This window comes from Rhodoferax saidenbachensis, from assembly GCF_031457975.1.
GTDB lineage: Bacteria > Pseudomonadota > Gammaproteobacteria > Burkholderiales > Burkholderiaceae_C > Allorhodoferax > Allorhodoferax saidenbachensis_A.
The window spans coordinates 106,900-130,952 of the sequence record NZ_JAVDXO010000004.1; the positions used below are offsets into that span (position 1 = coordinate 106,900).

Below are 24,053 nucleotides of genomic sequence, written 5' to 3' on the forward strand. Positions count from 1 at the left end.
ATTTTTCGCGCAACTTCTGCGTGTACAAGTCGCACAAATTTTGAATATGCGATATCGGATATCTGGCAGTAGCAGACCGGCGCGTTGTTTTTCTTGAACTTAGCCTTCGTTCTAATGCCCCTCGATATAGGTACACGCCGAACTTCGACGTGTACCTGAGGTTTTGACTAGAAGTTATCGCGCTTGTACTGCGTGTAGCCAAAGCGGAACGGCCCACGTGGCCGAGCCTCGATCAATTTGACAATATCTTCGGATGGTCGAGGAAAGTGTTCGCACCGCGAAGGTGGTTTCTCCAGTTCATTTTTGAATGCTACGGGATAGCGCAGAACCAAGCCATGGTTGATTGCAGTTTCCATCGCCTTCTTGCCTAGCTTATCCTGCAGTGTTAGCAGTTTTGGGGAGACCTCTATCAGAAACTGCCAACCACCATCGCGTTTGGCACTATGTTTACCGAACACCAAATTGGCAGCGTGAAAAAATTCAGCACCGATGGTCCTTAGTGACACGCTCAGGGTCGGAGGCTCTTGGGAAAGCGGCAGTTGCATTTTGCAAAAATATCTCGGGTTCTCTTTGGAACCAAACACCATCAAGTCCCGAGCAGCCACTTTTTCAAGAAGTGCAGAGACTAATGGACTGTCGTCGGTCTGAAGGACAAATGCAATTTCATCCCCCTCGCTCGTAAACTCAACCTTCAAGGCATGGCGAATGTCAAAGTCGGTGGCGGGCTGCAAAAACAAGATGCCAGGAATCCCGTCTTGATTCGATGTCGTATGCAGTTGTCCGTTCCGGAACAAACTATTACGCAGTGATTCAAAGTACTCGTAGTTCTCTCCAGGGTGCGTCTGGGTCGCGGGATTGAAGGCAATCCACTCCAAGCAGACGGGTGTTTCGCCAATCAGTCCAACTTGTTGAATGGAGTCCTCGCCTGGTAGCAAAGTAACCTTGTCTTGATTTGCAGTTTCAGACAAGCTGGGCAATCGACTGGGAAATCCAAAGATGATGTAGCAGCCCCTGTTCTCAATGAGATGTGGGATGAAATCCTCTCCATGCTGCCCATACTCGCCACTGATTCCTCCACAAGTACCAAGTGAGGCTTCAAACCACTCCTGATGCTGTGCCATTGCTGGGGTCAGCTCAACTTGCGGGAGTTGAATGTCATCTGCATCCTCATCATTTAAATAGTCCAGTGCTGCCTGTCGCCATGCGTCAGGGTCTGTCCAAATGATCTTGAACTTCCCATCAAAAGGCTCTGCATATTCTGGACAAATCGTGTCCGAATGGAAGTCGTAGTACTTGGGCATGTACGTACGTGTCGCAAGCAATCGGAGCTCGATACCATTGATCATGGCTTCGGCCTCGAGAACTGCCCAAGGGTCAGGCCCAAGTCCAGAAGGCTGCCAGGCAGAAATAGCGATCATGGGCAGTATGTCTGCCAAGATCGTGGGATCTGATCCGAGGGCGAAAATGTCTTGGACAAGGTCGTGCAGGCCAACCAAATTTCTGTTGATCAGGACATGCTGGCTCAATGACTTGACCAAGACATTGCGAATCTCGAAAAAGTACGTTCGTGCCTCTATCGAATGCGGGAGTGCGGTCAGTAGCTCAATGTGTTTTTCAGGCGCCTGACTGCCCAAGCGGGCATACAGGTCATCCCATCCCGTGCAGCGATAGAGTGCGCGAGCCAGAATTTTCTTGGCGGTTGTTTGGGGAAGTCCAAGTTTCTCTGAGAAACGCTTGGCTTGACGATGTATGGTGTCGCGTCGAAGCGCGACCAGTGCGGAGTCGGTCATGGTTTTCTATCCTCTATGCAAAAGTGCACCAGAGACGCCCATCCACAATCCCTGGTGCTCGCAAAGAGCGCTACTAGGGAAGAAAACAGATGGTCGATTCCACTTTGCTGCGGCCCAAAGGGCCCTAGGGATGGGCAGCGCGCCGACCATGCCACGACGCGGGTTAAATTCTACAACGTCCGAATTGACGGGGCTAACGTCACGTCACTCTACTGAGCCGCTTCATTGCCCTGAGTTCTTTGCCATAACTCTGATGAAAAGTTTGGCTCTAGCTTGAGCAATTCGGGTTGCATACCTGAGGCCACCCATGACTTCGGGAAAAGGGCCTTCCCGTGAAGCTGAACGACCTTACGATTCCCCCTGACGCAGACATACGGCAGAGAGCTACTTCGTGCGGCTCGTGGATGCAGCTGAACGGATCGTCAAGGCGACGGGCGAGGCCTTTGAGGTGGGAAGCATAAGCGTGCCACGTACCCCCATAACCGTTCCGCGACAGCCGTTGCTTTAGCAAGACTCAGGGTGGCTCCCGGCACCATGCGGATCGCGTCTAAGCACTTGATTTCGATGGGGAAATGCCGCTTGGAGTGGCTCCCAATGTTCGGGCAATGCTCCCAAAACCTGGGCAAAACCGAGGGAAGCATAAGCGTTCCACCTCACAAAAGACGCATAACCGTGCCGAAGCGGCACGGTTATGGTTCCAGGGACACATGGTTACGGGGTTCCTTGATGGGATGGTGCGGCTGGCGGGGATCGAACCCACGACCCTTGGCTTCGGAGGCCAATACTCTATCCACTGAGCTACAGCCGCGTCCAGAAGAAGGCGCATTGTAGGTGTTTTCACAGAGGCCCCCCGCTATAATCCCGAGCTGTTTCAAAGCACCCGCTATTTTTGAGGACACCCATGAGCGACAACAGCCACGCCACCGCGCACGATGAGGCCCACACCGGCCCCATCAAGACCCCCAAGCAACTGCTGTTGGCGGCATTTTTCTCGTTCGTGATTCCCATTTTCGTGATCATCGGTCTAGTGTCCTACGTCACGTCCGACTACAAACCCGCGGCGGGCACCGTGAGCGTGGAAAAGTCCACCGCTGAGCGTATCCAAAAAGTCGGCATGGTCGAAATTCGCGATGCCAACCGTGAAATGAAGACCGGCGAACAAGTCTTCAAGGCCCAATGCTCCGCCTGCCATGCCACGGGCGCCGCTGGCTCGCCCAAGTTTGGCGATGCTGCGGCCTGGGGTCCTCGCATCAAAACTGGCTTTGAAGCCCTGCTGAACTCCGCCCTCAAGGGCAAGGGCGCCATGGGCGCACAGGGCGGTGGCGACTTTGACAACCTCGAAGTAGCACGCGCTGTGGTCTACATGGCCAACGCCGGTGGCGCCAAGTTCGACGAGCCCAAGAAGCCTGCCGCGCCCGAAGCTGCCAAGTAAGTACATGCGATAGGCCTGCAGGCCTTGCAACACAAAGCCGACCCTGTGGTCGGCTTTTTTATGGTCTTTCAAGTCCCTGGCCCCCGTGGAATATGCGCCAGCAGCTATGAAAAATATAGCACTTAGTGGCCTGCGTGCTGGGCAGTCGGACTGGTGACGTAACCAAAGCGGCCCGGCAAATCCACCCTAGCCACGTCCTCCAGCGCCCACAGCCCGGTCTCCAGTGCGCGGGCCGCGTTCTCCATGTCCTGCGTATGCACCAAGCCTAGGCCCAGTGCGGTGCGCAGGTACAGCCAGCCATGCTCGTCCAGCAGCGCGCCCAGCACCTGCACGGGCGCGCCCGAGTGGGCCGCCACCTCCAGACTATCCGCCACGCGCCACACCCAGGGCGTGGCTTCCAGCTCCACATAGACGCGCTGCGGCCCGTTCTGAAAAAACCATTGGCCCGCCGTATCGGCTGCGTAGTTGCGTTGGATGAAGTCGATCAGCTTCTCGTGCTGCAGCAAGCTGCCCTTGGCGCCGGGGCGGCCACTGCTGAAGGCGCCCGAGGCCTGAGCTCCGTCGTCGCGCATGTACCAGTTACCGCGCGCGTCCAGCCCCAGCCAGCCGTAGCAGTGCGGCACGTTGGGCCACTTGGCCATGGCTTGTTTGACGATGTCGTCCACGCCAAGGACCCTAGGACAGCTGCTGTGCCAACCAGCCGCCGACGGCGTCGGGCATGGTGCGCACATGGCCGGGAATACGCCCGTGCGGAAAGCCCACATGGCCACCGTGCGCGGGCTGCCACAGGGTCACATGCGCGCCCACGTCGGCCTGCGAAGGCAGGCACCAAGCGGGCACAAAGGGGTCGTTGCGCGCATTGATCACCAGCGCGGGAATGCGGATGCGGTGCAAGTGCGGCTTGGCCGACGCCCGGCCCCAGTAGTCTTCGGTGCTCTTGAAGCCGTGCAGCGGCGCGGTGAACACGTTGTCGAACTCGTACAGGTCGCGGGCCGCCTTTAGCGCCTGGCCGTCGAACAGGCCGGGGTGCTGCTCCAGCTTGCGCAGCGCCTTGGGCACCATGGTGTTGAGAAACATGCGGGTGTAGACCAGCCGGTTGAAGCCGCGGCCAATGGCGTAGCCGCCGGCCGCCAGGTCGATCGGTGAGCACACCGCCGCCACGCCGCTGGCCACCTGGGCCGCGCTGTCGCCCATCTCCTGCGCCCAGCGCAGTAGCGCATTGCCACCCAGCGACACGCCCACGGCGATGAGGGGGCCGTGGTGCTGTGCGCGAAACCTGGCCAGTATCCAGCCAATTTCTTCATAGTCGCCTGAGTGGTAGGCGCGCGGTGCGTGGTTCAGTTCGTCGCTGCAGCCGCGAAAGTGCGGCACCGCGTAGGCAAACCCGCGCTCCCGCGCGAAGTCGGCGAAGGCCTCGGCGTAGTGGCTACGCGAGCTGCCCTCTAGGCCGTGGAACAGCACCAGCAAGGGACGATCGACTTTTACGCCCACTGCGGGTACTGGGGATAAGTCCTCCATCCAGTCCACATCCACAAAGTCGCCATCGGGCGCGGCCCAGCGTTCACGGCGGTAATCCAGACGAGGCCCGAACACCCGGCGCGAGTACAGCGCGGGCCAGATGGTTTGCAGGTTGCCGCCGGGTAACCAGCGTGGCGCTACATAATTCATAGCTGCTTGCGCATATTCCATAGGGGCTAGAGGCCTTTTTCTATCTCAATGCAGTACCTGGGGCGGGTGCTGGGTCTCGGTCACATCGCCGGGGGTGCCCGGGCTGGCATGGTGCACCACCAGGCGCCAGCCCTGCGGGGTCTTGTGGTAGACGTTGGTGGCCAGCACATGGGCCTGGGCCGGGCCGTCAGCGGTCATCACCTCCACCTTTTCCAGCACGTGGTGCACCGCGCTGGCCATGGAGTCGACGCGGCGGATGTGCTCGGCCTGCACATGGATGGCGCCACCGTGGGCAAACAGCGCGTCAAACGCTGCGCGTATGGCGCCAGCGCCGATGATGCGCGGACCACCAGGGTGGATGCACACAATGTCGTCTTCGTCGGCCCAGCAGGCCATGAGCTTTTCGATGTCGCCTGCTTGCAGGGCTTCGTAGAACGCGGCTTCCACGTCATCCGGGGTTCCGCCCATGGCGGCGTGGAGTTTGGCTTTGTGTCGGGGCATGGGGCGATTCTCCCCCAACTCAGGTGGCCAACCAGGCACGGACCACGTCTTGCACCGTGGCCTCGCTGGTACGGCGCGCCAGCTCGGGGGGCGCAATGTGCACACCGGGTGGCATCTCGCGCAGGGCCACATCCACCAGCGCAGCCAGGTCAGCGGCGCGGGGCGGCATCTCGTTGCTGGGCACCATATAGGCAAAGATGGAGAGCATGCGGTGCGCCAACCACTCCAGCACATTGGCGTGCAGTGGCGACTGGGGCGCGGCGGCGGGCCGCACCAACAGCAGGCGTTCAAAGCCCATGGTGGCGACCGCATGTTCGTCCAGATTTGCCAGCCCTGCTTTCAGGGCCTGCGGCAGCCGACCCTGGTCATGCGGCACCACCACGGCCAGGGTATGCACACCGCAGCGCAACATCCAGGCGGCCAATGCTGGCAGCTGCGCAGGTTGCGGGGTCCACAGCGCGCGCTCGCGATCGTTGTACAGGCTGGGCGCATCAAACACGATCACGCCCACCGATGCGGGCTGCAGCGGCCACGCGCTGGGATCGTCGGATACCACGGTCACCATCTGCACCCGGTCCAGCGCGGGGGTGATGTCCTCTTGCGACAACACCCGCAGTTGGCGGTAATGGTGGCTACCCGCCAGACGCCGCAGCACCTCGGTGCCCAGCGTGCCTGCGGCACCGGCCATCAGCGCTACCGGCAAGGCGGCAGGGGGCGTAGGGCCGCGCTGGGCGGCGTGCAGAACATCAAGTGGGTTCATGGTGCGGCAGGAGAGGGAGGGGCTTTAGAGAGCGCTCTATAGTACGTGTTGTTGCATTAGCAGGAGGTTCACATGCGGTTGTCTTCTTTTCGGGGCTGGGCGTGGTTGGTGGCAGGTGCGGCAGCCGCGCTACTAAGCGGCTGTGGCTACAACGACTTTCAGCGGCTGGACGAGCAGACCAAGTCCGCATGGAGCGAGGTGCTGAACCAATACCAACGCCGGGCCGACCTGGTGCCCAACATTGTGGCCACCGTCAAAGGCGAAGCGGCCTTTGAGCAGGACACGCTGACCAAGGTGGTGGAAGCACGTGCCAAGGCCACCTCCATCCAGGTGACGCCCGAGACGCTGAACAACCCCGAGGCTATGGCCAAATTCCAGGCCGCACAGGGCGAGCTGGGCGGCGCGCTGAGCCGTCTGATGGTGGTGAGCGAGCAGTACCCCAACCTGAAGGCCAACCAGGGCTTTAGCGACCTGCGCGTGCAGCTGGAAGGCACCGAGAACCGCATCACCGTGGCACGCAACCGCTACATCCAGGCGGTACAGGAGTACAACGTGCTGGCGCGCAGCTTCCCCAGCAACCTGACGGCCATGGTCTTCAGTTACCAGGCCAAGCCCGTCTTTGCGGTACAAAACGAAGCCACCATCAGCACGCCGCCGGTGGTGGACTTCAACAAGAAGTAAGCCCGCATGCAACAACGCCTGGGCGGATGGTCGGTGTTGCGACGCTGGGTGGCGGTGTTGGCCCTGCTGGTCTGCGCGCCTGCCCTGTGGGCGCAGGAGGTGCAGCCGGTGCCGGCGCTCAGCAGCCATGTGATCGACACCACGGCCACGCTGAGCGCGGCACAGCAACAGGCGCTGGACGCCAAGCTCACTTCCTTTGAAGCCAGCAGCGGCGCACAGGTCGTGGTGCTGGTGGTGCCCAGCACCGCGCCGGAGGATATTGCCAGCTACGCCAACCGCGTGGGCAATGCCTGGAAGATCGGCCGCAAGGACATTGGCGATGGCCTGATCCTGCTGGTGGCCAAAAACGACCGCAAGCTGCGCATCGAAGTGGCCAAGACGCTGGAAGGCGCCATCCCCGACCTGATGGCCAAGCGTGTGATCGACCAGGCCATTGCGCCACGCTTCAAAGAGGGCGACTTTGCCGGCGGCCTCGATGCCGGGCTGGAGCAGATCATGGGGTTGATACGCGGCGAGGCCTTGCCCGCGCCAGCGGCCACTACCAGTAGCGGCGGAGGGGGTGGCGGTCAGGCCGGATTCCAGTGGATGGACTTGGCAGTGTTTCTGTTCTTCGCGGTGGCGATTGGGGGCAGCATGGCCCGCAAGATTTTGGGCAACAAGCTCGGATCTCTGGTCATCGGCGGCGTGGCCGGTACGGTGGCCATGGTGGTGACCTCCAGCATCGTGCTCGCGGTGCTGGCAGGCTTTGTTGCCGTAGTGCTGACATTGTTGAGCAGCTTGAACGGCGCCAACCGTGGCGGTGGATCCTGGGGCGGCGGTGGCAGCAGTGGCCGTGGCAGCTGGGGCTCCGGTTCCAGTGGCGGCGGTGGTTTCAGCTCGGGCGGTGGTGGCAATTTTGGAGGCGGTGGTGCCTCTGGGGGCTGGTGATGATCGAACGACTGCAACGCCTCTTCAAACACCGCTGGATGGAAGACGCCGGCCGCGTGCTGCCAGCCGATGCGCTGCAGCGCCTGCAAGCCCGCGTCACCGCCAGCGAGCAGCAGCACTCGGGCGAAATTCGCATCTGCGTGGAGGCGGGCTTGCCCAACAGCTATCTGCTGCGGCCCGATACCACGGCCGCCCTGCTGCGCCAACGCGCTCTGGCGCAGTTCGGCCGCCTGCGGGTGTGGGACACCGAGCACAACAACGGCGTGCTGATTTACCTGTGCCTGGCCGAACGCGCCATCGAACTGGTGGCCGACCGGGGCGTGGACCGTGTGGTGCCCGCCGAACAATGGCAAGGCGTGGTGCAGCAGCTGGCCACCGCACTGCGCGCAGGCCAGTACGAGCAGGGCCTGGCCCAGTCCATCGACGCCGTGTGCGCCGTGCTGACCCAGCATTTCGCGCTGCTGCCCGGGCAGCACAACCCCAACGAACTGCCGGACGCCCCTGCCCTGTCTTAAGCCCTGAAACGACAAAACCGCCCGAAGGCGGTTTTGCGAGGGCAAGCGCAGGGCGCTTACTTCTTGTGCAGGAATCGGCGCGCAGCCGCAATCTCAGCCGCCATGATGGCGATTTCAGACTGGATCTTCGCGATGTCGATTTCGCTCTTGGCGTTCTTCAGGGCCTCTTCGGCAGCGGCCTTGGCGGCGTTGGCTTTCTCTTCATCCAGGTCCTTGCCGCGGATGGCCGTGTCAGACAACACGGTCACGCAGTTGGGCTGTACTTCGAGAATGCCACCGGCTACGAACACAAACTCTTCGCTGCCATCGGCTTTCTGAATGCGCACCGAGCCAGGCTTGATGCGCGTGATCAGGGGCGTGTGGCGGGGCTTGATGCCCAGCTCGCCAGCCTCACCGGGAAGCGCCACGAAGACGGCTTCACCGGAGAAGATGGACTCTTCTGCACTGACCACATCAACGTGGATGGTGTTCATGTCTTAGACCTTCTTGGCTTTTTCGAAGGCTTCGTCGATGGTGCCAACCATGTAGAACGCTTGCTCAGGCAGGTGATCGCACTCGCCGCCCACAATCATCTTGAAGCCACGGATGGTTTCAGACAAAGGAACGTACTTGCCGGGAGAGCCGGTAAACACTTCAGCCACGTGGAACGGCTGGCTCAGGAAACGCTGGATCTTGCGGGCACGTGCCACAGCCAGTTTGTCTTCTGGGGCCAAGTCATCCATACCCATGATGGCGATGATGTCGCGCAGTTCGCGGTAGCGCTGCAGCGTGCCCTGCACCGCGCGGGCGGTGTTGTAGTGGTCTTCACCCACCACCAGCGGATCCAGCTGACGGCTGGTGGAGTCCAGTGGATCCACCGCAGGGTAGATACCCAGCGAAGCGATGTCACGGGACAGCACCACGGTGGAGTCCAAGTGGGCAAAAGTAGTCGCGGGCGATGGATCGGTCAAGTCATCGGCAGGAACGTACACGGCCTGGATGGACGTGATGGAACCGACCTTAGTCGACGTAATACGCTCTTGCAAACGGCCCATTTCTTCGGCCAGCGTAGGCTGGTAGCCCACAGCGGAAGGCATACGGCCCAGCAGCGCGGACACTTCGGTACCGGCCAAGGTGTAGCGGTAGATGTTGTCCACGAAGAACAGCACGTCTTTGCCTTCATCACGGAAGGATTCCGCAATGGTCAGACCGGTCAGGGCCACGCGCAGACGGTTGCCTGGAGGTTCGTTCATCTGACCGTACACCATGGCCACTTTGGACTCGGGCAGGTCTTCGAGGTTCACCACACCGGAATCGGCCATCTCGTGGTAGAAGTCGTTCCCTTCACGGGTACGCTCACCCACACCAGCGAACACGGACAAGCCGCTGTGCGCCTTGGCGATGTTGTTGATGAGTTCCATCATGTTCACGGTCTTGCCCACACCGGCACCACCGAACAGACCCACCTTGCCGCCCTTGGCGAACGGGCAGACCAAGTCAATCACCTTGATGCCGGTTTCCAGCAGCTCTTGCGAAGGGCTCAGTTCGTCGTAGGATGGGGCCTTGCGGTGGATGGATGCAGTGTGTTCCTGGCTCACGGGACCACGTTCGTCGATGGGCGCACCCAGCACGTCCATGATGCGGCCCAGAGTGGCCTTGCCCACGGGCACCGTGATTTGCGCGCCAGTGTTGTACACCACCAGACCGCGACGCAGGCCGTCAGACGAACCCAGCGCAATGGTACGCACCACGCCGTCGCCGAGCTGCTGTTGCACTTCGAGGGTCAGCGGTGAGCCTTCCATCTTGAGCGCGTCGTACACACGGGGCATGCGGTCACGTGGAAACTCCACGTCCACCACAGCGCCGATACATTGAACAATTTTTCCTTGGGCTTGCATTTTTCGCTCCAATAATTTTGAATTCGCTTAGCCGCTGATGGCAGCTGCACCGGACACGATTTCAGACAGCTCTTTGGTAATCGCAGCCTGACGGGTCTTGTTGTAAACGAGCTTGAGCTCGGCAATGACGTTACCGGCATTGTCTGTGGCGGCCTTCATGGCCACCATGCGTGCAGCGTGCTCAGACGCCATGTTTTCGGCCAGCGCCTGGAACACCAGAGCCTCTACATAACGCACGAGCAACTCGTCAATGACGGTTTGCGCGTCCGGCTCGTAGATGTAATCCCAAGCGTGGTGTCTGCCTTCGGCCTTGCTGTCCGCAGCCATCTGGTCCGCAGACAGTGGCAGCAGTTGCTCCACCACCGGATCCTGTTTCATGGTGCTGACAAACTTGTTGTAGCAGACGTATACCGCGCTAACTTCACCGGCCACATACGCGTCGATCAGCACCTTGACGGGCCCAATGAGCTTGTCCAGGTGAGGACGATCGCCCAGATGGGTCACGTGGGACACGACTTGCGCGCCCACACGGTTCAAGAAGCCCAGACCCTTGCTGCCAATGGCAACCGCCTGTGCGGTCTTGCCGGCAGCCTGCGTATCACGCAGCTTGCCGGTGACCTGGCGCAGCAGGTTGGTATTGAGACCACCACACAGGCCCTTGTCCGTGGTCACCACAATCAGACCCACCGCTTTCGCGTCGTTGGTCTTCATGAAGCTGTGCACGTACTCGGGGTTGGCCTGCCCTAGATTGGTCGCAATGTCCCGGATCTTCGTGCTGTAAGGCCGGGCAGCGCGCATACGCTCCTGCGCCTTGCGCATCTTGGAGACCGAGATCATTTCCATGGCCTTGGTGATCTTCTTGGTGTTTTCCACCGATTTGATCTTGGTGCGTAGTTCCTTACCTGCTGCCATCAATGGCTCCTTGTGATCAGGTGGAAATCAAGCAAAGGTTTTCTTGAACGCGGCCACAGCAGCAGTCAATTCAGCCTCGGCATCCTTGTCCAGTGCCTTGGTGTCTTCCACCTTGGCCAACAGGGCTGCGTGCTTGTCCTTGAGGTAGGCATGAAGACCGTGCTCGAAAGCCAGGATCTTCTTGACTTCCACGTCGTCCATGAAGCCCTTGTTCACTGCGAACAGCGAAGCGCTCATGATGCTGATGGACTGGGGGCTGTATTGCTTTTGCTTGAGCAGTTCAGTCACGCGGGCACCGCGGTCCAGCTGCTTGCGGGTGGCTTCGTCCAGATCGGAAGCGAACTGCGCGAACGCAGCCAGTTCACGGTACTGGGCCAAGTCGTTACGGATACCGCCGGATTGGCCCTTGACCACTTTGGTCTGCGCAGCAGAACCCACGCGGGACACCGAGATACCGGCGTTGATCGCGGGGCGAACGCCAGCGTTGAACAACGAGGTTTCCAGGAAGATCTGGCCGTCGGTGATCGAGATCACGTTGGTAGGAACGAAAGCGGACACGTCACCAGCTTGGGTTTCGATGATAGGCAGAGCGGTCAAAGAACCGGTCTTACCCTTCACGGCGCCCTTGGTGAAAGCTTCCACGTACTCGGCGTTCACGCGGGCTGCGCGTTCCAACAGACGGCTGTGGAGATAGAACACATCGCCGGGGTAGGCTTCGCGGCCTGGTGGGCGGCGCAACAACAGGGAAACCTGGCGGTAGGCCACGGCTTGCTTGGACAGATCGTCATAAACAATCAATGCGTCTTCGCCGCGGTCACGGAAGTATTCGCCCATAGTGCAACCGGAGTACGCAGACACGTACTGCATGGCAGCAGATTCAGAGGCGGAGGCAGCCACCACAATGGTGTACTCCATGGCGCCAGCTTGTTCCAACGCGCGCACCACGTTCTTGATCGAAGAAGCCTTTTGGCCGATCGCAACGTAGACGCAGGTCATGTTCTGACCCTTCTGGTTGATGATGGCGTCGATGGCCACGGCGGTCTTGCCGGTCTGGCGGTCGCCAATGATCAATTCGCGCTGGCCGCGGCCGACGGGAACCATGGAGTCGATGGACTTCAGGCCGGTCTGCATGGGCTGATCCACGGATTTACGGGCGATCACACCAGGTGCCACCTTTTCAATCACGTCGGTCATCTTGGCGTTGATGGGGCCTTTGCCGTCGATAGGCTGACCCAGGGCATTGACCACGCGGCCTTTGAGCTCGGGGCCCACGGGCACTTCCAGAATGCGGCCGGTGCATTTGACCGTGTCGCCTTCGGAGATGTGCTCGTACTCACCCAAGATCACAGAACCCACCGAGTCGCGCTCGAGGTTCAGAGCCAGACCGTAAGTGGGTAGACCGTCGCTACCTGCGGGGAATTCCAGCATTTCGCCTTGCATCACGTCAGACAGACCGTGGATGCGGCAGATACCGTCCGTCACCGACACCACAGTGCCTTGGTTGCGGATGTCAGCGCTGGCGGACAGGCCGTCAATGCGGCTCTTGATCAATTCAGAAATTTCTGCGGGATTGAGTTGCATGACTCTTTCCTTCTTTCTTTAGTTGGGCTTCACAGCAGGCGGCTTGCGCCTCAGGCTGTCAAAGCCGCTTTCATTTGTTCCAGACGGGCCTTGACGGAGGTGTCAAGAACTTCGTCACCCACCACCACGCGAATACCGCCGATCAGATCGGCGTCGAGCGCAACGGACACATTGAGCTTGCGGCCAAAACGCTTTTCGAGCGAAGCAGCCACATCCGTCAACGCTTGCGCATCGATCGGAAAGGCGCTGTACACCACAGCATCGGAAAGTCCACTTTGCGCATTCTTCAGCGCGCGGAACTGGGCTGCAATTTCAGGCAGGGCTTCCAGGCGGCCGTTGTCGATCACGGTGCGCAGGAAGTTCTTGCCTTGCTCCGACAGTGCAGCCTTGACCACGCCGGCGATCAGGTCGTAGACCTGCGCGTTGGTGGTTTTGGGGTTGCTGGCGAACTGCTGCAATTGGCCGTTTTGGGCAATCGCAGCCAGCTCGTCCAGCCACACGGCTGCACCGCTCAAGTCCGCTTTCGCGGCCTGGAACAGGGCTTCGGCATAGGGCCTAGCGATGGTGGCAAGTTCAGCCATGGTCTTCCCTTACAGCTCAGTCTTCAGACGAGACAGCAAGTCGGCATGCACACCGGCATTGACTTCCTTGCGCAGGATTTGCTCAGCGCCTTTGACAGCGAGGGCGGCGACCTGTTCGCGCAAAGCCTCACGGGCTTTCACGGACTGCTGCTCGGCTTCTGCCTTGGCAGCCGCAATGATGCGGTTGCCTTCGTCGGTGGCACGGGTCTTGGCGTCTTCCACAATGGTCTGTGCACGGCGCTCGGCGTCAGCCAAGAGACCTGCAGTTTCATTGCGAGAGCTGGCCAATTCGGCTTCCACGCGCTTGTTGGCGGATGCTAGTTCGGCCTTGGCCTTGTCGGCGGCGGCAAGGCCGTCGGCGATTTTCTGTGCCCGCTCGTCCAGCGCTTTCGTGATCGGGGGCCACACGAATTTCATCGTGAACCACACCAGGATCGCAAAAACGATAGCCTGCAGGAACAGGGTTGCGTTGATGTTCACGGTTTGATTCCTTCTCTAACGTGAAGGGCCGTTTTTTAGCGCAGGACGAAGGGGTTGGCGAATGCGAACAGCAGAGCGATAGCAACACCGATCAGGAACGCAGCGTCAATCAGACCAGCCAAGATGAACATCTTGGTTTGCAGTTCGTTCATCAGCTCGGGTTGACGTGCAGAAGATTCGAGGAACTTGCCACCCATCAGCGCGATGCCGATGGAAGCGCCGATTGCGCCCAGACCAACGATGATGCCGCAAGCCAATGCCACGAGGCCGAGAATGTTTTCCATGAGAAGCTCCTAAAAGTTAGTGGAAAAAGAAAAACGAAAACAGAAAAAACGAAACAGTTACATCAATGTGCGTCGTGCGCTTGACCGGTGTAGATCAGCGTCAACATCATAAAGATGAAGGCTTGCAAAGTGATCACCAGAATGTGGAACAGGGTCCACACGGTTCCGGCAATGACGTGACCGATGGCCAAGCCAACACCTGTTGCTGACAACGCCCAGCCGCCACCCATCAGGGCAATCAGCATGAACACCAGCTCACCTGCAAACATGTTGCCAAACAACCGCATGCCGTGGGACACGGTCTTGGCAAGGTACTCAATCATCTGCATCAGGAAGTTCACGGGGTACAACGCCCAGTGGTCACCAAACGGTGCAGCAATCAATTCGTGCGCCCAGCCGCCCAGGCCCTTGATCTTGATGTTGTAGAACACGCAGATCAGCAGAACCGAGCAAGACAGGCCCAAGGTGGTGGACAGGTCGGCGGTAGGAACCACGCGCATGTAATCCTTGAAACCCAATGCCGGGCCAGCACTGTGCCAGACCGAGGGAATCAGGTCCACGGGCAGCATGTCCATGGCGTTCATCAGGAAAATCCAGACAAACACGGTCAGCGCCAAGGGGCCAATGACCTTGCGGCTCTTGGCGTTGTGGATCACGCCCTTGGCCTGGTTGTCCACCATTTCGGTGAGGATCTCAACCGCCGCCTGGAAACGTCCTGGCACGCCAGACGTGGCCTTGCGTGCGGCATTCCAGAGCACGAAACAACCGATCGCGCCGAGCAACAGCGAGAACACCAGCGAGTCAAAGTTGAACAAACTGAAGTCGACGATGCTGTGCTGCTCGACGTTTTCAAAATTGAAGTTTTTCTGCAAATGATGCAGATGGTGCTGGATGTACTCTCCAGCAGACGGGGCATGTGTTCCAGCGTGTTCAGCAGCCATATGTCACCAAATATCAATTCGAAACATTGAGATTCCGGCGCTTGGGATACAGCCACGCGGCCACCCAATACACCTTCATCGTCAACACGAAGCCAGCCACCAGGGCCAGCCAACTGAGCGATGAAACCACTTTGGGCGCCGCAAACAGCATTGCGATCGTCAAAATGACCTTCACCGACTCCCAAACCACAAATCCCAACATGACAGCACCTGGCTGCATGACGGCACGTTGGCGCTGCATGCCCCTAACCAGCAAGGCTGCGGGGAACACGACCGACAAGGCTCCGTAACCTGCGGACCAACCTACCGAGGGACCCCATCCCCAGCCGGCCACTGCACAAATCAGCAAACCGACTACCGCTTGGCACACAATGACCCACCAGGGGGACATTGTGGGATGGGTGCTGCGCCACTGGGCGGCCTCTTCGGCCGTCAGGGGCTTGAACTCTGCGTCAAAGACCCCATTTGGGTTCTCTGCGTCAGTGGGCTGGGATACCAAAGGCGTGATTGTCGACATCGAGAATTACGCCCAGGTTACAGCCACTGTTCAATGCACAGCCTACGATTATACGTAGAAACCCGTCCCTGCCTAGAACTTCCCGCTTTCCGTTCCTTGCCCCCTGGCGACACAGGGACAACCCCCAGCGATAATTACCTCATGAGCACCCCCACCCCGCCCCCCGGCGCCGAAGGCAATCCCCGCGCCGAATCGCTGATCGAATACCCGTCGCAATTCCCCATCAAGGTCATGGGCCACAAGGTGGATGGACTGGTGCACGCCATCTCGGTCATTGCCAAGCAATTTGACCCCGCGTTTGACGCCTCCACCATCGAGCTGCGCGAAAGCAAGGGCGGCAACTACCTGGGCGTGACCATCACCATCACCGCCACCAGCCGCGAACAGCTTGACGAGTTGTACCGCACGCTCAGCACCCACCCCATGGTCAAAGTGGTGCTCTGACCCGTGACCATCGATATCTCGCAGCTCGGGCGGCAGGACTACCTGCCCACCTACGCGGCGATGCAGGCGTTCACCAACGAAAGAGCCGTCGGGCCCGCGTCCACAGTGCGCGACCAGCTATGGATTTGTGAGCACCCACCGGTCTTCACCCAGGGCTTGGCGGGCAAACCGGAACACATCTTTAACCCAGCGGACATTCCCGTGGTGCAGACCAACCGCGGCGGCCAGGTGACCTACCATGGACCCGGCCAGGTGGTGGGCTACCCGCTCATCGACCTCAAGCGCGCGGGCTACTTCGTCAAGGAATACGTCTATCGCATCGAAGAAGCGGTCATCAAGACACTGGCGCACTTTGGCGTAACCGGCCACCGCGTGGCGGGCGCCCCCGGCATCTACGTGCGGCTGGACGACCCCACGGGCCATGCGCCACTAGCGCAGCGGCCCCAAAACGGTGCCGCCAGCAACGCCGCCCCCGACTTCACCGGGCTGGGCAAGATTGCCGCGCTGGGCATCAAGGTCAGCCGCAACTGCACCTACCACGGCGTGGCACTCAATGTGGCGATGGACCTGGAACCCTTCTCGCGTATCAACCCCTGCGGCTACGCCCGGCTGCAAACTGTGGATCTTTCTACAATCGGGGTCTCTGTCGGCTGGACTGATGCCGCCGACGTGTTGGGCCACAAGCTCGCAACCTACCTCGCGCCCTGACCGCGCCCCGCCCTATGAGCCATAGCGAAGACACCACCATCCAGACCCCCACCAACGCCACCGTGCGTGAGGTGCAGTCGCTGGACGCCTACAAGGCCACCGACAAGCAAAAGGCCGCGGCCAAGCTGTCACGCATTCCGGTCAAGGTGGTGCAGGGCGAAGTGCTCAAGAAGCCCGACTGGATCCGCGTCAAGGCAGGCAGTCCCAGCACGCGCTTCTACGAAATCAAGGACGTGCTGCGCGCCAACAAGCTGGTGACGGTGTGCGAAGAAGCCAGCTGCCCCAACATCGGCGAATGCTTTGGCAAAGGCACGGCCACCTTCATGATCATGGGCGACAAGTGCACGCGCCGTTGCCCCTTCTGCGACGTAGGCCACGGCCGACCCGACCCGCTGGACGTGAACGAGCCCGACAACCTGGCCAAGACCATTGCCCAGCTCAAGCTCAACTATGTGGTGATCACCAGTGTGGACCGCGACGACCTGCGCGACGGCGGAGCCGGCCACTTTGTGGAATGCATTCGCAAGACACGCGAACTGTCCCCCAAGACCCAGATCGAGGTGCTGGTGCCCGACTTCCGTGGCCGCGACGACCGCGCACTCGAAATCCTGAAGGCCGCGCCGCCCGACGTGATGAACCACAACCTGGAAACCATCCCCCGCCTCTACAAGGAAGCGCGCCCGGGTTCGGACTACCAGTTCAGCCTGAACCTGCTCAAGAAGTTCAAGGCCCTGTTCCCCGATGTGCCGACCAAGAGCGGCCTGATGGTCGGACTGGGCGAGACGGACGAAGAGATTCTGGAAACGATGCGCGACATGCGTGCCCACAACATCGAGATGCTGACCATCGGCCAGTACCTCGCCCCCAGCACCAGCCACCTGCCGGTGCGCCGCTATGTGCACCCCGACACCTTCAAGATGTTCGAAGCCGAGGCCTACAAAATGGGCTTCAAGCATGCGGCGGTGGGCGCCATGGTCCGTAGCTCGTACCACGCCGATGTGCAGGCCGGGCATGCGCTGACGGCTGCCGCACCTGCCGTGTAGGCCAAGTCCTACGGACAAACCCCATCTAGGCCTATGGATGGCGGCCCGGTTTGGGCGGAGGATGAGCTTCTTATCCCGAAAGGAGCGCAACATGCCTACATCCAGCCAAACCCTCATCGACCTGGAAACCAAGTTCTGGCAGTCCATGGTGGACCAGGACACCGACACCGCCGTGGCACTGCTGAACGAGCCCGCCCTTATGGTCAGCGCCCAGGGCGCCTTCAAATTTGACCATGCAGGCTATCGCAGGATGGCCAACAAGGCCTCCATGACCGTCGCCTCATTCCAACTGAGCGATGTGGAGGTGGTCTTTCCCGATGACACCACCGCCATCGTGACCTACGGGGTGAAGCAGGAAATCGTCGCCCCAGGCCTGGGCGAGCCGCTGACCCAGGAAATGCATGATTCGTCGACCTGGATCCAGAAAGGCAAGCGTTGGCAGTGCGTCATGCACACGGAAACACCGGCCGAGGCCACCCACACCCGCCACTAGCCGCGCAGGGACCTAGCGCGGCTTCACAAAACCACCCTCCGCCCATGCCACGGCACTGCTGCGGCTGAGCTTGAACGAGGGCGGCACACGCACCTGGGCCAACAGGTCATCACCCTCGTCCCTGGCGCTCAACGTGGCCGAGGGATTGTCTTCATCGGGCGTGATGTCCAGGCACACCGTCACGCGGGCCGTGCCCACCGTCACCGCAATACTCTGATGCAGCGCGGCATGCAGCTGCTGTTCGCTGCGGCGCACAAATTCACGGGCGGTTTTCACCAGCGTCAAAAAGGCGCTCTGGTCCAGCGGCTTGGGGTTCTTTTTGTCGCGCCCCATGGTCCACGGCCCCACCAGTGCGGGCTCGGAAGCTCCATCCGGCGTCATCGCCACCGCCCAGCCGTCGTCGTCTTCGTTTTTCACCACGCGGGCCGTCCAGCCGTCGCTGCTCCAGAGCCGTGGTTCCTGTACTTTCATGTCGGATTCGTTCAAGTTCATGGCAGAGAGTATGCAGGCATAGGCGCAGCCCCTCCTCCAAAAAATACCACGATGGTGCACTGCCGCAATGCGCCATTTTGGACGCACGCACGACAAAAGTGCGATGTCGGATTTGGACAAAACTTCGTCCTCCGGGCGCAAGGTCGCCTACCGCGGAAGAAAAACAATAGCGCCAAGACAGTTTCCCTGGACCACCACAAACTTCATGCGCGGCCAACACTACTCCCTCTGGAGCCTGCTCAAGCACGGTTTCAAAAACCACACCACCTGGGAACCCGCTTGGGAACGGGTGGCCCTGAAGCCGTCGTATGACGTGGTCATCGTAGGCGGCGGCGGGCACGGCCTGGCCACGGCCTACTACCTCGCCAAAAACCACCCCGGCATTGGCAAGATCGCCGTGCTGGAAAAAGGCTATCTGGGCGGCGGCAACACGGCCCGCAACACCACCATCGTGCGCTCCAACTACCTGTGGGACGAATCTGCCGCCATCTACGAGCATTCGCTGAAGCTGTGGGAGGGACTGACCGAAGACCTGAACTTCAACGTCATGTTCAGCCAGCGCGGCGTGTTCAACCTGGGCCACACCCTGCAGGACATGCGCGACATCGAGCGCCGCGTGAACGCCAACGCCCTGCAGGGCATTGACGCCCATGTGCTCAATGCCAAAGAAGTGCAGGAGAAAATTCCTCAGCTCGATTGCAGCGCCAGCCGCCGCTACCCCGTGCTGGGTGCCAGCTGGCAGCCCCGCGCCGGCGTGGCCCACCACGATGCCGTGGCCCGCGGCTTTGCCCGCGCCGCCAGCCGCCTGGGGGTAGACCTGATCGAAGGCTGCGAAGTCAGCGGCATGGACATCGAGGCCGGCCAAATCCGCGGTCTGCAAACCAACCTGGGTTATGTGAAAGCCGGCCGTGTGGGTTGCGTGGCCGCCGGCCACTCCTCGGTGCTGGCCAAGATGGCCGGGCTGCGCATGCCGCTGGAAAGTCATCCGCTGCAAGCCTTTGTGTCCGAGTCCATGCAGCGCGTGATTGACACCGTCATCATGTCCAACGCCGTACACGGCTACCTGAGCCAGTCCGACAAGGGTGAGTTGGTCATCGGTGCTGGCATCGACAGCTACCTGGGCTACGGCCAGCGCGGCAGCCCGCACGTCATCGAGCACACGGCGGCGGCCATCATTGAAATGTTCCCGCAGTTCTCCCGCGTGCGCATGAACCGGCAGTGGGGCGGCATTGTGGACGTCACGCCCGACGCCTGCCCGATTATTTCCACCACCGCGGTGCAAGGCCTGTTCTTCAACTGCGGCTGGGGCACCGGCGGCTTCAAGGCCACACCCGGCTCCGGCCATGTGTTCGCCGACATGCTGGCCCAGGGCGAGGCCAATGCGCTCTCCAAGGCCTTCTCCGTCGACCGCTTCCACACCGGTCACCTCATTGACGAACACGGCGCTGCCGGTGTTGCCCACTAATCCTCAGGACCACCATGTTTCTAATGCATTGCCCCCACTGCGGCGAATTGCGGGACGAAGAAGAGTTCAGCTACGCCGGTGAAGCCTATATCCCGCGCCCCGCCCAACCCGAAGCGGTGGACGACGCCACCTGGGGTGACTACGTGTTCTTCCGCAAAAACCCCAAAGGCTGGTTCTGGGAACAGTGGCAGCACACCGCCGCCTGCCGCAAAGTGCTGGCCGTCAAGCGCAACACCGCCACCTACGAAATTGCCGGCACCTGGACCCTGGCCGAGGCCAAGCCCATGTACCTGGCCGACCTGGACCGCGAGGTGAAGGCATGAGCGGCACCCGCGTCTCCCTGGCTGGCACGCGCATCGACACCGCGCAGACCATTCGCTTCAGCTTCAACGGCCGCGACTACACCGGCCACCCCGGCGATACGCTGGCCTCCGCCCTGCTCGCCAACGGCGTGCGCCGCATGGCCCGCAGCTTCAAGTACGGCAGGCCCCGCGGCATCATCGGCGCCGGTGCCGAAGAGCCCAACGCCCTGGTACAACTGGGCACCGGCGCACTCACCGTGCCCAACATCAAGGCCACCCAGGCCGAGCTGTACGACGGGCTGGTCGCCAACCCCACGTCAGGCTGGCCCTCGCTGGACTTCGACTTGAAATCCGTGCTGGGCCAGGGCTCGCGCTTCATGCCTGCCGGCTTTTACAGCAAGACCTTCAAGTGGCCCCGCAAGCTTTGGCCACTGTATGAAACCGTGATCCGCAAGTTCGCCGGTTTTGGCAGCGCCCCCACCGAGGCCGATCCCGAGCGTTACGACCACCTGCACCACCACGTCGATGTGTTGGTCGTCGGCGGCGGTGCCTGCGGCCTGCTCGCCGCGTTGCAAACCGGTCAGGCCGGACTCAAGACCCTGTTGCTGGATGAGCAAAACGAATTGGGTGGCTGGCTGCTGTCCGACACCACAGCACAGATCGACGGGCGCAACAGCGAGGCATATATCCGCGCGGTGCACACGGCGTTGCAAGACATGCCACACGTCACGGTGCTGACCCGCACCACCGCTTTCGGCATGTACGAGCAAAACCTGGTGCAAGCCGTGGAACTGGTGCAAGACCACCTGGCCCCCACGCAGCGCAATGCCGACATGCCCCGCCACCGGCTGCACAAGATCCGCGCCCACCACGTGGTGTTGGCCACGGGCGCCATCGAACGCCCGCTGGTGTTCGGCAACAACGACCTGCCCGGTGTGATGACCGTCTCCGCCGGCCACACCTTCTTGCAACGCTACGGCGTGCTGGTGGGCAAAAACATCGTGCTGTGCGGCACCAGTGATCTAGTCCATGACGCAGCCGAATTGCTGGCCAGTGCGGGCGCCAACGTCACGGTGGCCGATGTACGCCACGGCGCCAAGGCCCGCAGCAACCGCTACACCGTGATGGCCGGCTACGGCATTGCCGAGGCCCATGGGCGCGGCGAGGTTAGCAGCGTGCGCTTGCTGCCTCTGCATGCCGAGCGCGACGAAGCCGCCGGTCCAGGCACCACACTGGCCTGCGACGCTGTGCTCAGCTCGGGCGGTCTTTCACCCACAGTGCATTTGTTCTGCCACGATGGTGGACGCCCGGTGTGGGACGAATCTGTGGCCGCCTTCGTGGTGCCGCGCACGGGCCGCAAAGGCGTGGCCTGCGTGGGTGCAGTCACCGGCACGTTTGAGTTGGCGGATGCCCTGGCCCAAACCACCCGCGCCATGCAAGACGTGGTGTCTGTATTGGGCAAACCCACCACATTGACCCTCCCCTCCTGCCCCAGCCCCCTGCGCTTGGCGGCCCGCCCCATGTTTCGCCTGCCTGATGGCAAAGCAGAAGGCGCGGGGGCCAAGGCCTTTGTGGACTACCAAAACGACGTCAGCTCGGCCGACATTGAACTGGCCGTGCGTGAGAACTACCACTCCATTGAGCACGTCAAGCGTTACACCGCACTGGGCTTTGGCACCGACCAGGGCAAGCTCTCCAACGTCAACGGCTTTGTCATCACGGCCCGCGCGCTCAAGCGCCCCGTGTCCGAGGTCGGCACCACCACCTACCGCCCCGCCTACACCCCTGTGAGCCTGGGCGCCTTGGCCGGCACCATGCGCGAAGAGTGTTTTGACCCCAGCCGCTACACCGCCATCCATGCATCGCACGTGGCGCGCCAGGCGGCCCTGGAGCCCGTAGGCCAATGGCTGCGCCCCTGGTACTTCCCGAAACCCGGAGAAGACATGCACGCGGCCGTCAACCGCGAATGCCTTGCCGCCCGCAACGGCGTAGCGGTGATGGACGCCTCCACCCTGGGCAAGATCCAGATCGACGGCCCGGATGCGCGCGAATTTCTGAACCGCATCTACTCCAATGCCTGGAGCCAACTGGCCGTGGGCAAGTGCCGCTACGGCCTGATGCTGGACGAAAACGGCATGGTGATGGACGACGGCGTGACCGCCTGCATCGAGCCCGACCAGTTCTACATGACCACCACCACCGGCGGTGCCGCCCGTGTGCTGAACTGGCTGGAACGCTGGCACCAGACCGAATGGCCAGAGCTCAAGGTATGGATGACCTCAGTCACCGACCACTGGTCCACTGTGGCTCTGGTTGGCCCCAAGGCCCGCGCCGTGCTGGCCAAGCTGTGCCCAGACATCGACCTGTCACCCGAGAACTTCAAGTTCATGGACTGGCGCGCTGGCACCGTCTGCGGCCTGCCGGCCCGCGTGTTCCGCATCAGCTTCTCGGGTGAGTTGTCGTATGAGCTGAACGTCGAATCCGGCTACGGCCACGCCCTGTGGGAGGCCGTAATGGCCGCCGGTGCCGAGTTCGACATCACCCCCTACGGCACCGAAACCATGCACGTGCTACGGGCCGAGAAGGGTTTCATCATCGTTGGCCAGGACACCGATGGCTCCATGAGCCCGCTGGACCTGGACATGGCCTGGGCCGTGAGCATGAAGAAGCCCTTCAGCTTCCTGGGCAAGCGTTCACTGGCGCGCAGCGACACCGCCCGCACCGGGCGCAAGCAACTGGTCGGCCTGCTGCCGCAAGACCCCCATGCTGTGCTCATCGAGGGCGCACAAATCATGGAAAGCGCCATGGCCCACCCCCATGGCCATAACCGGATGCTGGGCCACGTGACCTCCAGCTACTACAGCGCCTTCCTCGGCCGCACCATCGCCATGGCGGTAGTGGCCGGTGGGTTGGAACGCAAAGACCAGACCCTGCACGTGCATGCCCACGGCAAGGTCACGCCGGTCAAAGTGTCGGGCAGTGTGTTTGTCGATGTGAAAGGTGATCGCCAAAATGTCTAAGCCCACCCCGCAATCCCCCCTGCACGCCTTCGGGCTTGATGCGCAGGCCGTGCCGCCTTCGGCCCTGAACCGCGTGGTCTTCAGTGAACTGCCGCACCTGGGCTACATCGTGCTGCGCGGCAAAACCGATGACAGCGCCTTCATGCAGGGCGTGGCCTCCGTACTCGGCCACAGCCTCCCGGTACAGCCGCGCCAGGTGCTGCAGGCTACCGAGGGTGCAGTGCTATGGCTCTCGCCCGACGAATGGCTGTTGGTCTGCCCCCGCAGCCGACGCGACGCATTGCTGGCCGCACTGACAGTGGCGCTGAAAGGCCTGTTCGCCCAGGTGGTGGACAACAGCGGTGGCTTCACCACCCTGCGCCTGGCCGGCCCCGAGCACTTGGCCCTGCTGCGCCAGCTCGGCCCCTACGACTTCGAGGGCCAAGCCATTGGCACGCTGGCCAGCACCGTGATGTCCAAGACCTCAGTCACCGTGGTGCGCACCGATGCCACCGGCGTGCTGCTGGTGTTCCGCCGCAGCTTTGCGGACTACCTGTGGCGCCTGATCGAGCGCACGGCCAAGCCCTACCACCCCTGTATCGCCGCACCGGCCGCGGTGGCCGACCCGGTGTTCACCCCCCTGCTCAACGCATAAGAACG

At 61.4% G+C, this 24,053-nt stretch carries 27 protein-coding genes and 1 tRNA gene; 12 read left to right on the forward strand and 16 right to left on the reverse strand.

The genetic code is table 11. The features are described 5' to 3' along the window. Positions 1 to 167 precede the first annotated feature (167 nt). Both J2X15_RS10415 and J2X15_RS10420 read right to left on the reverse strand, forming a co-directional pair. Positions 168 to 1,790 (reverse strand): hypothetical protein, encoded by a 1,623-nt coding sequence (locus J2X15_RS10415; RefSeq protein ID WP_310342351.1) that lies wholly within the window; start codon positions 1,788 to 1,790, stop codon positions 168 to 170. A gap of 732 nt (positions 1,791 to 2,522) precedes the next feature. Next, positions 2,523 to 2,598, reverse strand: a tRNA-Arg gene (locus tag J2X15_RS10420). Positions 2,599 to 2,691: 93 nt separating this feature from the next. On the opposite strand from J2X15_RS10420, the gene J2X15_RS10425 reads away from it, so the two are divergent. Further along, entirely contained in the window at positions 2,692 to 3,222 is a 531-nt protein-coding gene (locus J2X15_RS10425; RefSeq protein WP_310342354.1) for a c-type cytochrome, read from the forward strand. Positions 3,223 to 3,344: 122 nt separating this feature from the next. Here J2X15_RS10425 and J2X15_RS10430 read toward each other — a convergent pair whose 3' ends face one another. The 4 genes from J2X15_RS10430 to J2X15_RS10445 are packed head-to-tail and all read right to left on the reverse strand — an operon-like array spanning position 3,345 to position 6,151. Continuing rightward, entirely contained in the window at positions 3,345 to 3,887 is a 543-nt protein-coding gene (locus tag J2X15_RS10430; protein WP_310342356.1) for a DUF2946 family protein, read from the reverse strand. 10 nt (positions 3,888 to 3,897) lie between these two features. Next, the gene (locus J2X15_RS10435) at positions 3,898 to 4,890 is read right to left on the reverse strand and encodes a YheT family hydrolase (RefSeq protein ID WP_310342357.1); all 993 of its coding nucleotides are present in this window, start codon (positions 4,888 to 4,890) and stop codon (positions 3,898 to 3,900) included. 45 nt (positions 4,891 to 4,935) lie between these two features. Next, positions 4,936 to 5,391: a YybH family protein gene (locus J2X15_RS10440; protein WP_310342360.1), complete on the reverse strand. Its 456-nt coding sequence runs from the start codon at positions 5,389 to 5,391 to the stop codon at positions 4,936 to 4,938. A 19-nt stretch (positions 5,392 to 5,410) separates the two neighbouring features. Continuing rightward, positions 5,411 to 6,151: a Rossmann-fold NAD(P)-binding domain-containing protein gene (locus J2X15_RS10445; protein WP_310342362.1), complete on the reverse strand. Its 741-nt coding sequence runs from the start codon at positions 6,149 to 6,151 to the stop codon at positions 5,411 to 5,413. A 72-nt stretch (positions 6,152 to 6,223) separates the two neighbouring features. Between J2X15_RS10445 and J2X15_RS10450 the strand changes: the two genes are divergently transcribed. Genes J2X15_RS10450 through J2X15_RS10460 form a run of 3 tightly spaced genes read left to right on the forward strand, consistent with a single transcriptional unit; the run spans position 6,224 to position 8,274 of the window. Further along, positions 6,224 to 6,832, forward strand: coding sequence for a LemA family protein (locus J2X15_RS10450; protein WP_310342365.1), 609 nt, complete (start codon positions 6,224 to 6,226; stop codon positions 6,830 to 6,832). A gap of 6 nt (positions 6,833 to 6,838) precedes the next feature. Next, entirely contained in the window at positions 6,839 to 7,759 is a 921-nt protein-coding gene (locus J2X15_RS10455; protein ID WP_310342367.1) for a TPM domain-containing protein, read from the forward strand. Next, on the forward strand, positions 7,759 to 8,274 hold the full coding sequence (locus tag J2X15_RS10460; RefSeq protein ID WP_310342371.1) for a TPM domain-containing protein: 516 nt from the start codon (positions 7,759 to 7,761) through the stop codon (positions 8,272 to 8,274). The genes J2X15_RS10455 and J2X15_RS10460 overlap by 1 nt, the downstream gene beginning before the upstream one ends. 56 nt (positions 8,275 to 8,330) lie before the next feature. Here J2X15_RS10460 and J2X15_RS10465 read toward each other — a convergent pair whose 3' ends face one another. From J2X15_RS10465 to J2X15_RS10505, 9 genes are all read right to left on the reverse strand, one after another. Then, positions 8,331 to 8,747: a F0F1 ATP synthase subunit epsilon gene (locus tag J2X15_RS10465; protein ID WP_310342374.1), complete on the reverse strand. Its 417-nt coding sequence runs from the start codon at positions 8,745 to 8,747 to the stop codon at positions 8,331 to 8,333. Positions 8,748 to 8,750: 3 nt separating this feature from the next. Further along, positions 8,751 to 10,151: a F0F1 ATP synthase subunit beta gene (atpD, locus tag J2X15_RS10470; protein ID WP_310342376.1), complete on the reverse strand. Its 1,401-nt coding sequence runs from the start codon at positions 10,149 to 10,151 to the stop codon at positions 8,751 to 8,753. A 27-nt stretch (positions 10,152 to 10,178) separates the two neighbouring features. After that, positions 10,179 to 11,063 (reverse strand): F0F1 ATP synthase subunit gamma, encoded by an 885-nt coding sequence (gene atpG, locus J2X15_RS10475; RefSeq protein WP_310342378.1) that lies wholly within the window; start codon positions 11,061 to 11,063, stop codon positions 10,179 to 10,181. A 27-nt stretch (positions 11,064 to 11,090) separates the two neighbouring features. Then, positions 11,091 to 12,644: a F0F1 ATP synthase subunit alpha gene (atpA, locus tag J2X15_RS10480; RefSeq protein WP_310342381.1), complete on the reverse strand. Its 1,554-nt coding sequence runs from the start codon at positions 12,642 to 12,644 to the stop codon at positions 11,091 to 11,093. Between the two features lie 50 nt (positions 12,645 to 12,694). Continuing rightward, a complete protein-coding gene (locus J2X15_RS10485; RefSeq protein WP_310342383.1) occupies positions 12,695 to 13,225 on the reverse strand; it encodes a F0F1 ATP synthase subunit delta in 531 nt (176 codons plus the stop codon). 9 nt (positions 13,226 to 13,234) lie between these two features. Further along, positions 13,235 to 13,705, reverse strand: coding sequence for a F0F1 ATP synthase subunit B (locus tag J2X15_RS10490; RefSeq protein ID WP_310342384.1), 471 nt, complete (start codon positions 13,703 to 13,705; stop codon positions 13,235 to 13,237). Positions 13,706 to 13,740: 35 nt separating this feature from the next. Then, the gene (gene atpE, locus J2X15_RS10495; protein WP_058933479.1) at positions 13,741 to 13,989 is read right to left on the reverse strand and encodes a F0F1 ATP synthase subunit C; all 249 of its coding nucleotides are present in this window, start codon (positions 13,987 to 13,989) and stop codon (positions 13,741 to 13,743) included. 62 nt (positions 13,990 to 14,051) lie between these two features. After that, the gene (gene atpB / locus J2X15_RS10500; protein ID WP_310342396.1) at positions 14,052 to 14,930 is read right to left on the reverse strand and encodes a F0F1 ATP synthase subunit A; all 879 of its coding nucleotides are present in this window, start codon (positions 14,928 to 14,930) and stop codon (positions 14,052 to 14,054) included. Between the two features lie 13 nt (positions 14,931 to 14,943). Beyond that, on the reverse strand, positions 14,944 to 15,447 hold the full coding sequence (locus tag J2X15_RS10505; protein ID WP_310342399.1) for an ATP synthase subunit I: 504 nt from the start codon (positions 15,445 to 15,447) through the stop codon (positions 14,944 to 14,946). A 141-nt stretch (positions 15,448 to 15,588) separates the two neighbouring features. On the opposite strand from J2X15_RS10505, the gene J2X15_RS10510 reads away from it, so the two are divergent. The 4 genes from J2X15_RS10510 to J2X15_RS10525 all read left to right on the forward strand — a co-directional run bounded on the left by J2X15_RS10510 (position 15,589) and on the right by J2X15_RS10525 (position 18,135). Next, complete coding sequence (locus J2X15_RS10510) at positions 15,589 to 15,891, forward strand: YbeD family protein (protein WP_310342402.1); 303 nt, start codon at positions 15,589 to 15,591, stop codon at positions 15,889 to 15,891. A 3-nt stretch (positions 15,892 to 15,894) separates the two neighbouring features. Beyond that, positions 15,895 to 16,599: a lipoyl(octanoyl) transferase LipB gene (lipB, locus tag J2X15_RS10515; protein ID WP_409034271.1), complete on the forward strand. Its 705-nt coding sequence runs from the start codon at positions 15,895 to 15,897 to the stop codon at positions 16,597 to 16,599. Positions 16,600 to 16,613: 14 nt separating this feature from the next. Next, positions 16,614 to 17,642, forward strand: coding sequence for a lipoyl synthase (gene lipA / locus J2X15_RS10520; protein ID WP_310342404.1), 1,029 nt, complete (start codon positions 16,614 to 16,616; stop codon positions 17,640 to 17,642). Positions 17,643 to 17,733: 91 nt separating this feature from the next. After that, positions 17,734 to 18,135: a nuclear transport factor 2 family protein gene (locus J2X15_RS10525; protein WP_310342407.1), complete on the forward strand. Its 402-nt coding sequence runs from the start codon at positions 17,734 to 17,736 to the stop codon at positions 18,133 to 18,135. A gap of 12 nt (positions 18,136 to 18,147) precedes the next feature. On the opposite strand, the gene J2X15_RS10530 is transcribed toward J2X15_RS10525, so the two are convergent. Next, a complete protein-coding gene (locus J2X15_RS10530; protein WP_310342410.1) occupies positions 18,148 to 18,627 on the reverse strand; it encodes a hypothetical protein in 480 nt (159 codons plus the stop codon). Positions 18,628 to 18,832: 205 nt separating this feature from the next. Here J2X15_RS10530 and J2X15_RS10535 point away from each other — a divergent pair, with 205 nt between their 5' ends. Genes J2X15_RS10535 through J2X15_RS10550 form a run of 4 tightly spaced genes read left to right on the forward strand, consistent with a single transcriptional unit; the run spans position 18,833 to position 24,048 of the window. Further along, entirely contained in the window at positions 18,833 to 20,092 is a 1,260-nt protein-coding gene (locus tag J2X15_RS10535) for a sarcosine oxidase subunit beta family protein (protein ID WP_310342413.1), read from the forward strand. A gap of 23 nt (positions 20,093 to 20,115) precedes the next feature. Next, positions 20,116 to 20,415 carry a sarcosine oxidase subunit delta gene (locus J2X15_RS10540; RefSeq protein ID WP_310342415.1) on the forward strand — a complete coding sequence of 100 codons (300 nt, stop codon included), beginning with the start codon at positions 20,116 to 20,118 and terminating at the stop codon, positions 20,413 to 20,415. After that, on the forward strand, positions 20,412 to 23,414 hold the full coding sequence (locus tag J2X15_RS10545; protein ID WP_310342418.1) for a sarcosine oxidase subunit alpha family protein: 3,003 nt from the start codon (positions 20,412 to 20,414) through the stop codon (positions 23,412 to 23,414). Before J2X15_RS10540 ends, J2X15_RS10545 begins: the two co-directional genes overlap by 4 nt. After that, positions 23,407 to 24,048 carry a sarcosine oxidase subunit gamma gene (locus tag J2X15_RS10550; RefSeq protein ID WP_310342419.1) on the forward strand — a complete coding sequence of 214 codons (642 nt, stop codon included), beginning with the start codon at positions 23,407 to 23,409 and terminating at the stop codon, positions 24,046 to 24,048. The genes J2X15_RS10545 and J2X15_RS10550 overlap by 8 nt, the downstream gene beginning before the upstream one ends. Positions 24,049 to 24,053: the final 5 nt, after the last annotated feature.

Excerpts from the sequence above, each read along its gene's own strand:
- J2X15_RS10415 (WP_310342351.1), bottom strand. The coding sequence starts at position 1,790 with ATGACCGACTCCGCACTGGTCGCGCTTCGACGCGACACCATACATCGT.
- J2X15_RS10425 (WP_310342354.1), top strand. The coding sequence starts at position 2,692 with ATGAGCGACAACAGCCACGCCACCGCGCACGATGAGGCCCACACCGGC.
- J2X15_RS10435 (WP_310342357.1), bottom strand. The coding sequence starts at position 4,890 with ATGAATTATGTAGCGCCACGCTGGTTACCCGGCGGCAACCTGCAAACC.
- J2X15_RS10440 (WP_310342360.1), bottom strand. The coding sequence starts at position 5,391 with ATGCCCCGACACAAAGCCAAACTCCACGCCGCCATGGGCGGAACCCCG.
- J2X15_RS10445 (WP_310342362.1), bottom strand. The coding sequence starts at position 6,151 with ATGAACCCACTTGATGTTCTGCACGCCGCCCAGCGCGGCCCTACGCCC.
- J2X15_RS10450 (WP_310342365.1), top strand. The coding sequence starts at position 6,224 with ATGCGGTTGTCTTCTTTTCGGGGCTGGGCGTGGTTGGTGGCAGGTGCG.
- J2X15_RS10455 (WP_310342367.1), top strand. The coding sequence starts at position 6,839 with ATGCAACAACGCCTGGGCGGATGGTCGGTGTTGCGACGCTGGGTGGCG.
- J2X15_RS10460 (WP_310342371.1), top strand. The coding sequence starts at position 7,759 with ATGATCGAACGACTGCAACGCCTCTTCAAACACCGCTGGATGGAAGAC.
- J2X15_RS10465 (WP_310342374.1), bottom strand. The coding sequence starts at position 8,747 with ATGAACACCATCCACGTTGATGTGGTCAGTGCAGAAGAGTCCATCTTC.
- atpD (WP_310342376.1), bottom strand. The coding sequence starts at position 10,151 with ATGCAAGCCCAAGGAAAAATTGTTCAATGTATCGGCGCTGTGGTGGAC.
- atpG (WP_310342378.1), bottom strand. The coding sequence starts at position 11,063 with ATGGCAGCAGGTAAGGAACTACGCACCAAGATCAAATCGGTGGAAAAC.
- atpA (WP_310342381.1), bottom strand. The coding sequence starts at position 12,644 with ATGCAACTCAATCCCGCAGAAATTTCTGAATTGATCAAGAGCCGCATT.
- J2X15_RS10485 (WP_310342383.1), bottom strand. The coding sequence starts at position 13,225 with ATGGCTGAACTTGCCACCATCGCTAGGCCCTATGCCGAAGCCCTGTTC.
- atpE (WP_058933479.1), bottom strand. The coding sequence starts at position 13,989 with ATGGAAAACATTCTCGGCCTCGTGGCATTGGCTTGCGGCATCATCGTT.
- atpB (WP_310342396.1), bottom strand. The coding sequence starts at position 14,930 with ATGGCTGCTGAACACGCTGGAACACATGCCCCGTCTGCTGGAGAGTAC.
- J2X15_RS10505 (WP_310342399.1), bottom strand. The coding sequence starts at position 15,447 with ATGTCGACAATCACGCCTTTGGTATCCCAGCCCACTGACGCAGAGAAC.
- J2X15_RS10510 (WP_310342402.1), top strand. The coding sequence starts at position 15,589 with ATGAGCACCCCCACCCCGCCCCCCGGCGCCGAAGGCAATCCCCGCGCC.
- lipA (WP_310342404.1), top strand. The coding sequence starts at position 16,614 with ATGAGCCATAGCGAAGACACCACCATCCAGACCCCCACCAACGCCACC.
- J2X15_RS10525 (WP_310342407.1), top strand. The coding sequence starts at position 17,734 with ATGCCTACATCCAGCCAAACCCTCATCGACCTGGAAACCAAGTTCTGG.
- J2X15_RS10530 (WP_310342410.1), bottom strand. The coding sequence starts at position 18,627 with ATGAACTTGAACGAATCCGACATGAAAGTACAGGAACCACGGCTCTGG.
- J2X15_RS10535 (WP_310342413.1), top strand. The coding sequence starts at position 18,833 with ATGCGCGGCCAACACTACTCCCTCTGGAGCCTGCTCAAGCACGGTTTC.
- J2X15_RS10540 (WP_310342415.1), top strand. The coding sequence starts at position 20,116 with ATGCATTGCCCCCACTGCGGCGAATTGCGGGACGAAGAAGAGTTCAGC.
- J2X15_RS10545 (WP_310342418.1), top strand. The coding sequence starts at position 20,412 with ATGAGCGGCACCCGCGTCTCCCTGGCTGGCACGCGCATCGACACCGCG.
- J2X15_RS10550 (WP_310342419.1), top strand. The coding sequence starts at position 23,407 with ATGTCTAAGCCCACCCCGCAATCCCCCCTGCACGCCTTCGGGCTTGAT.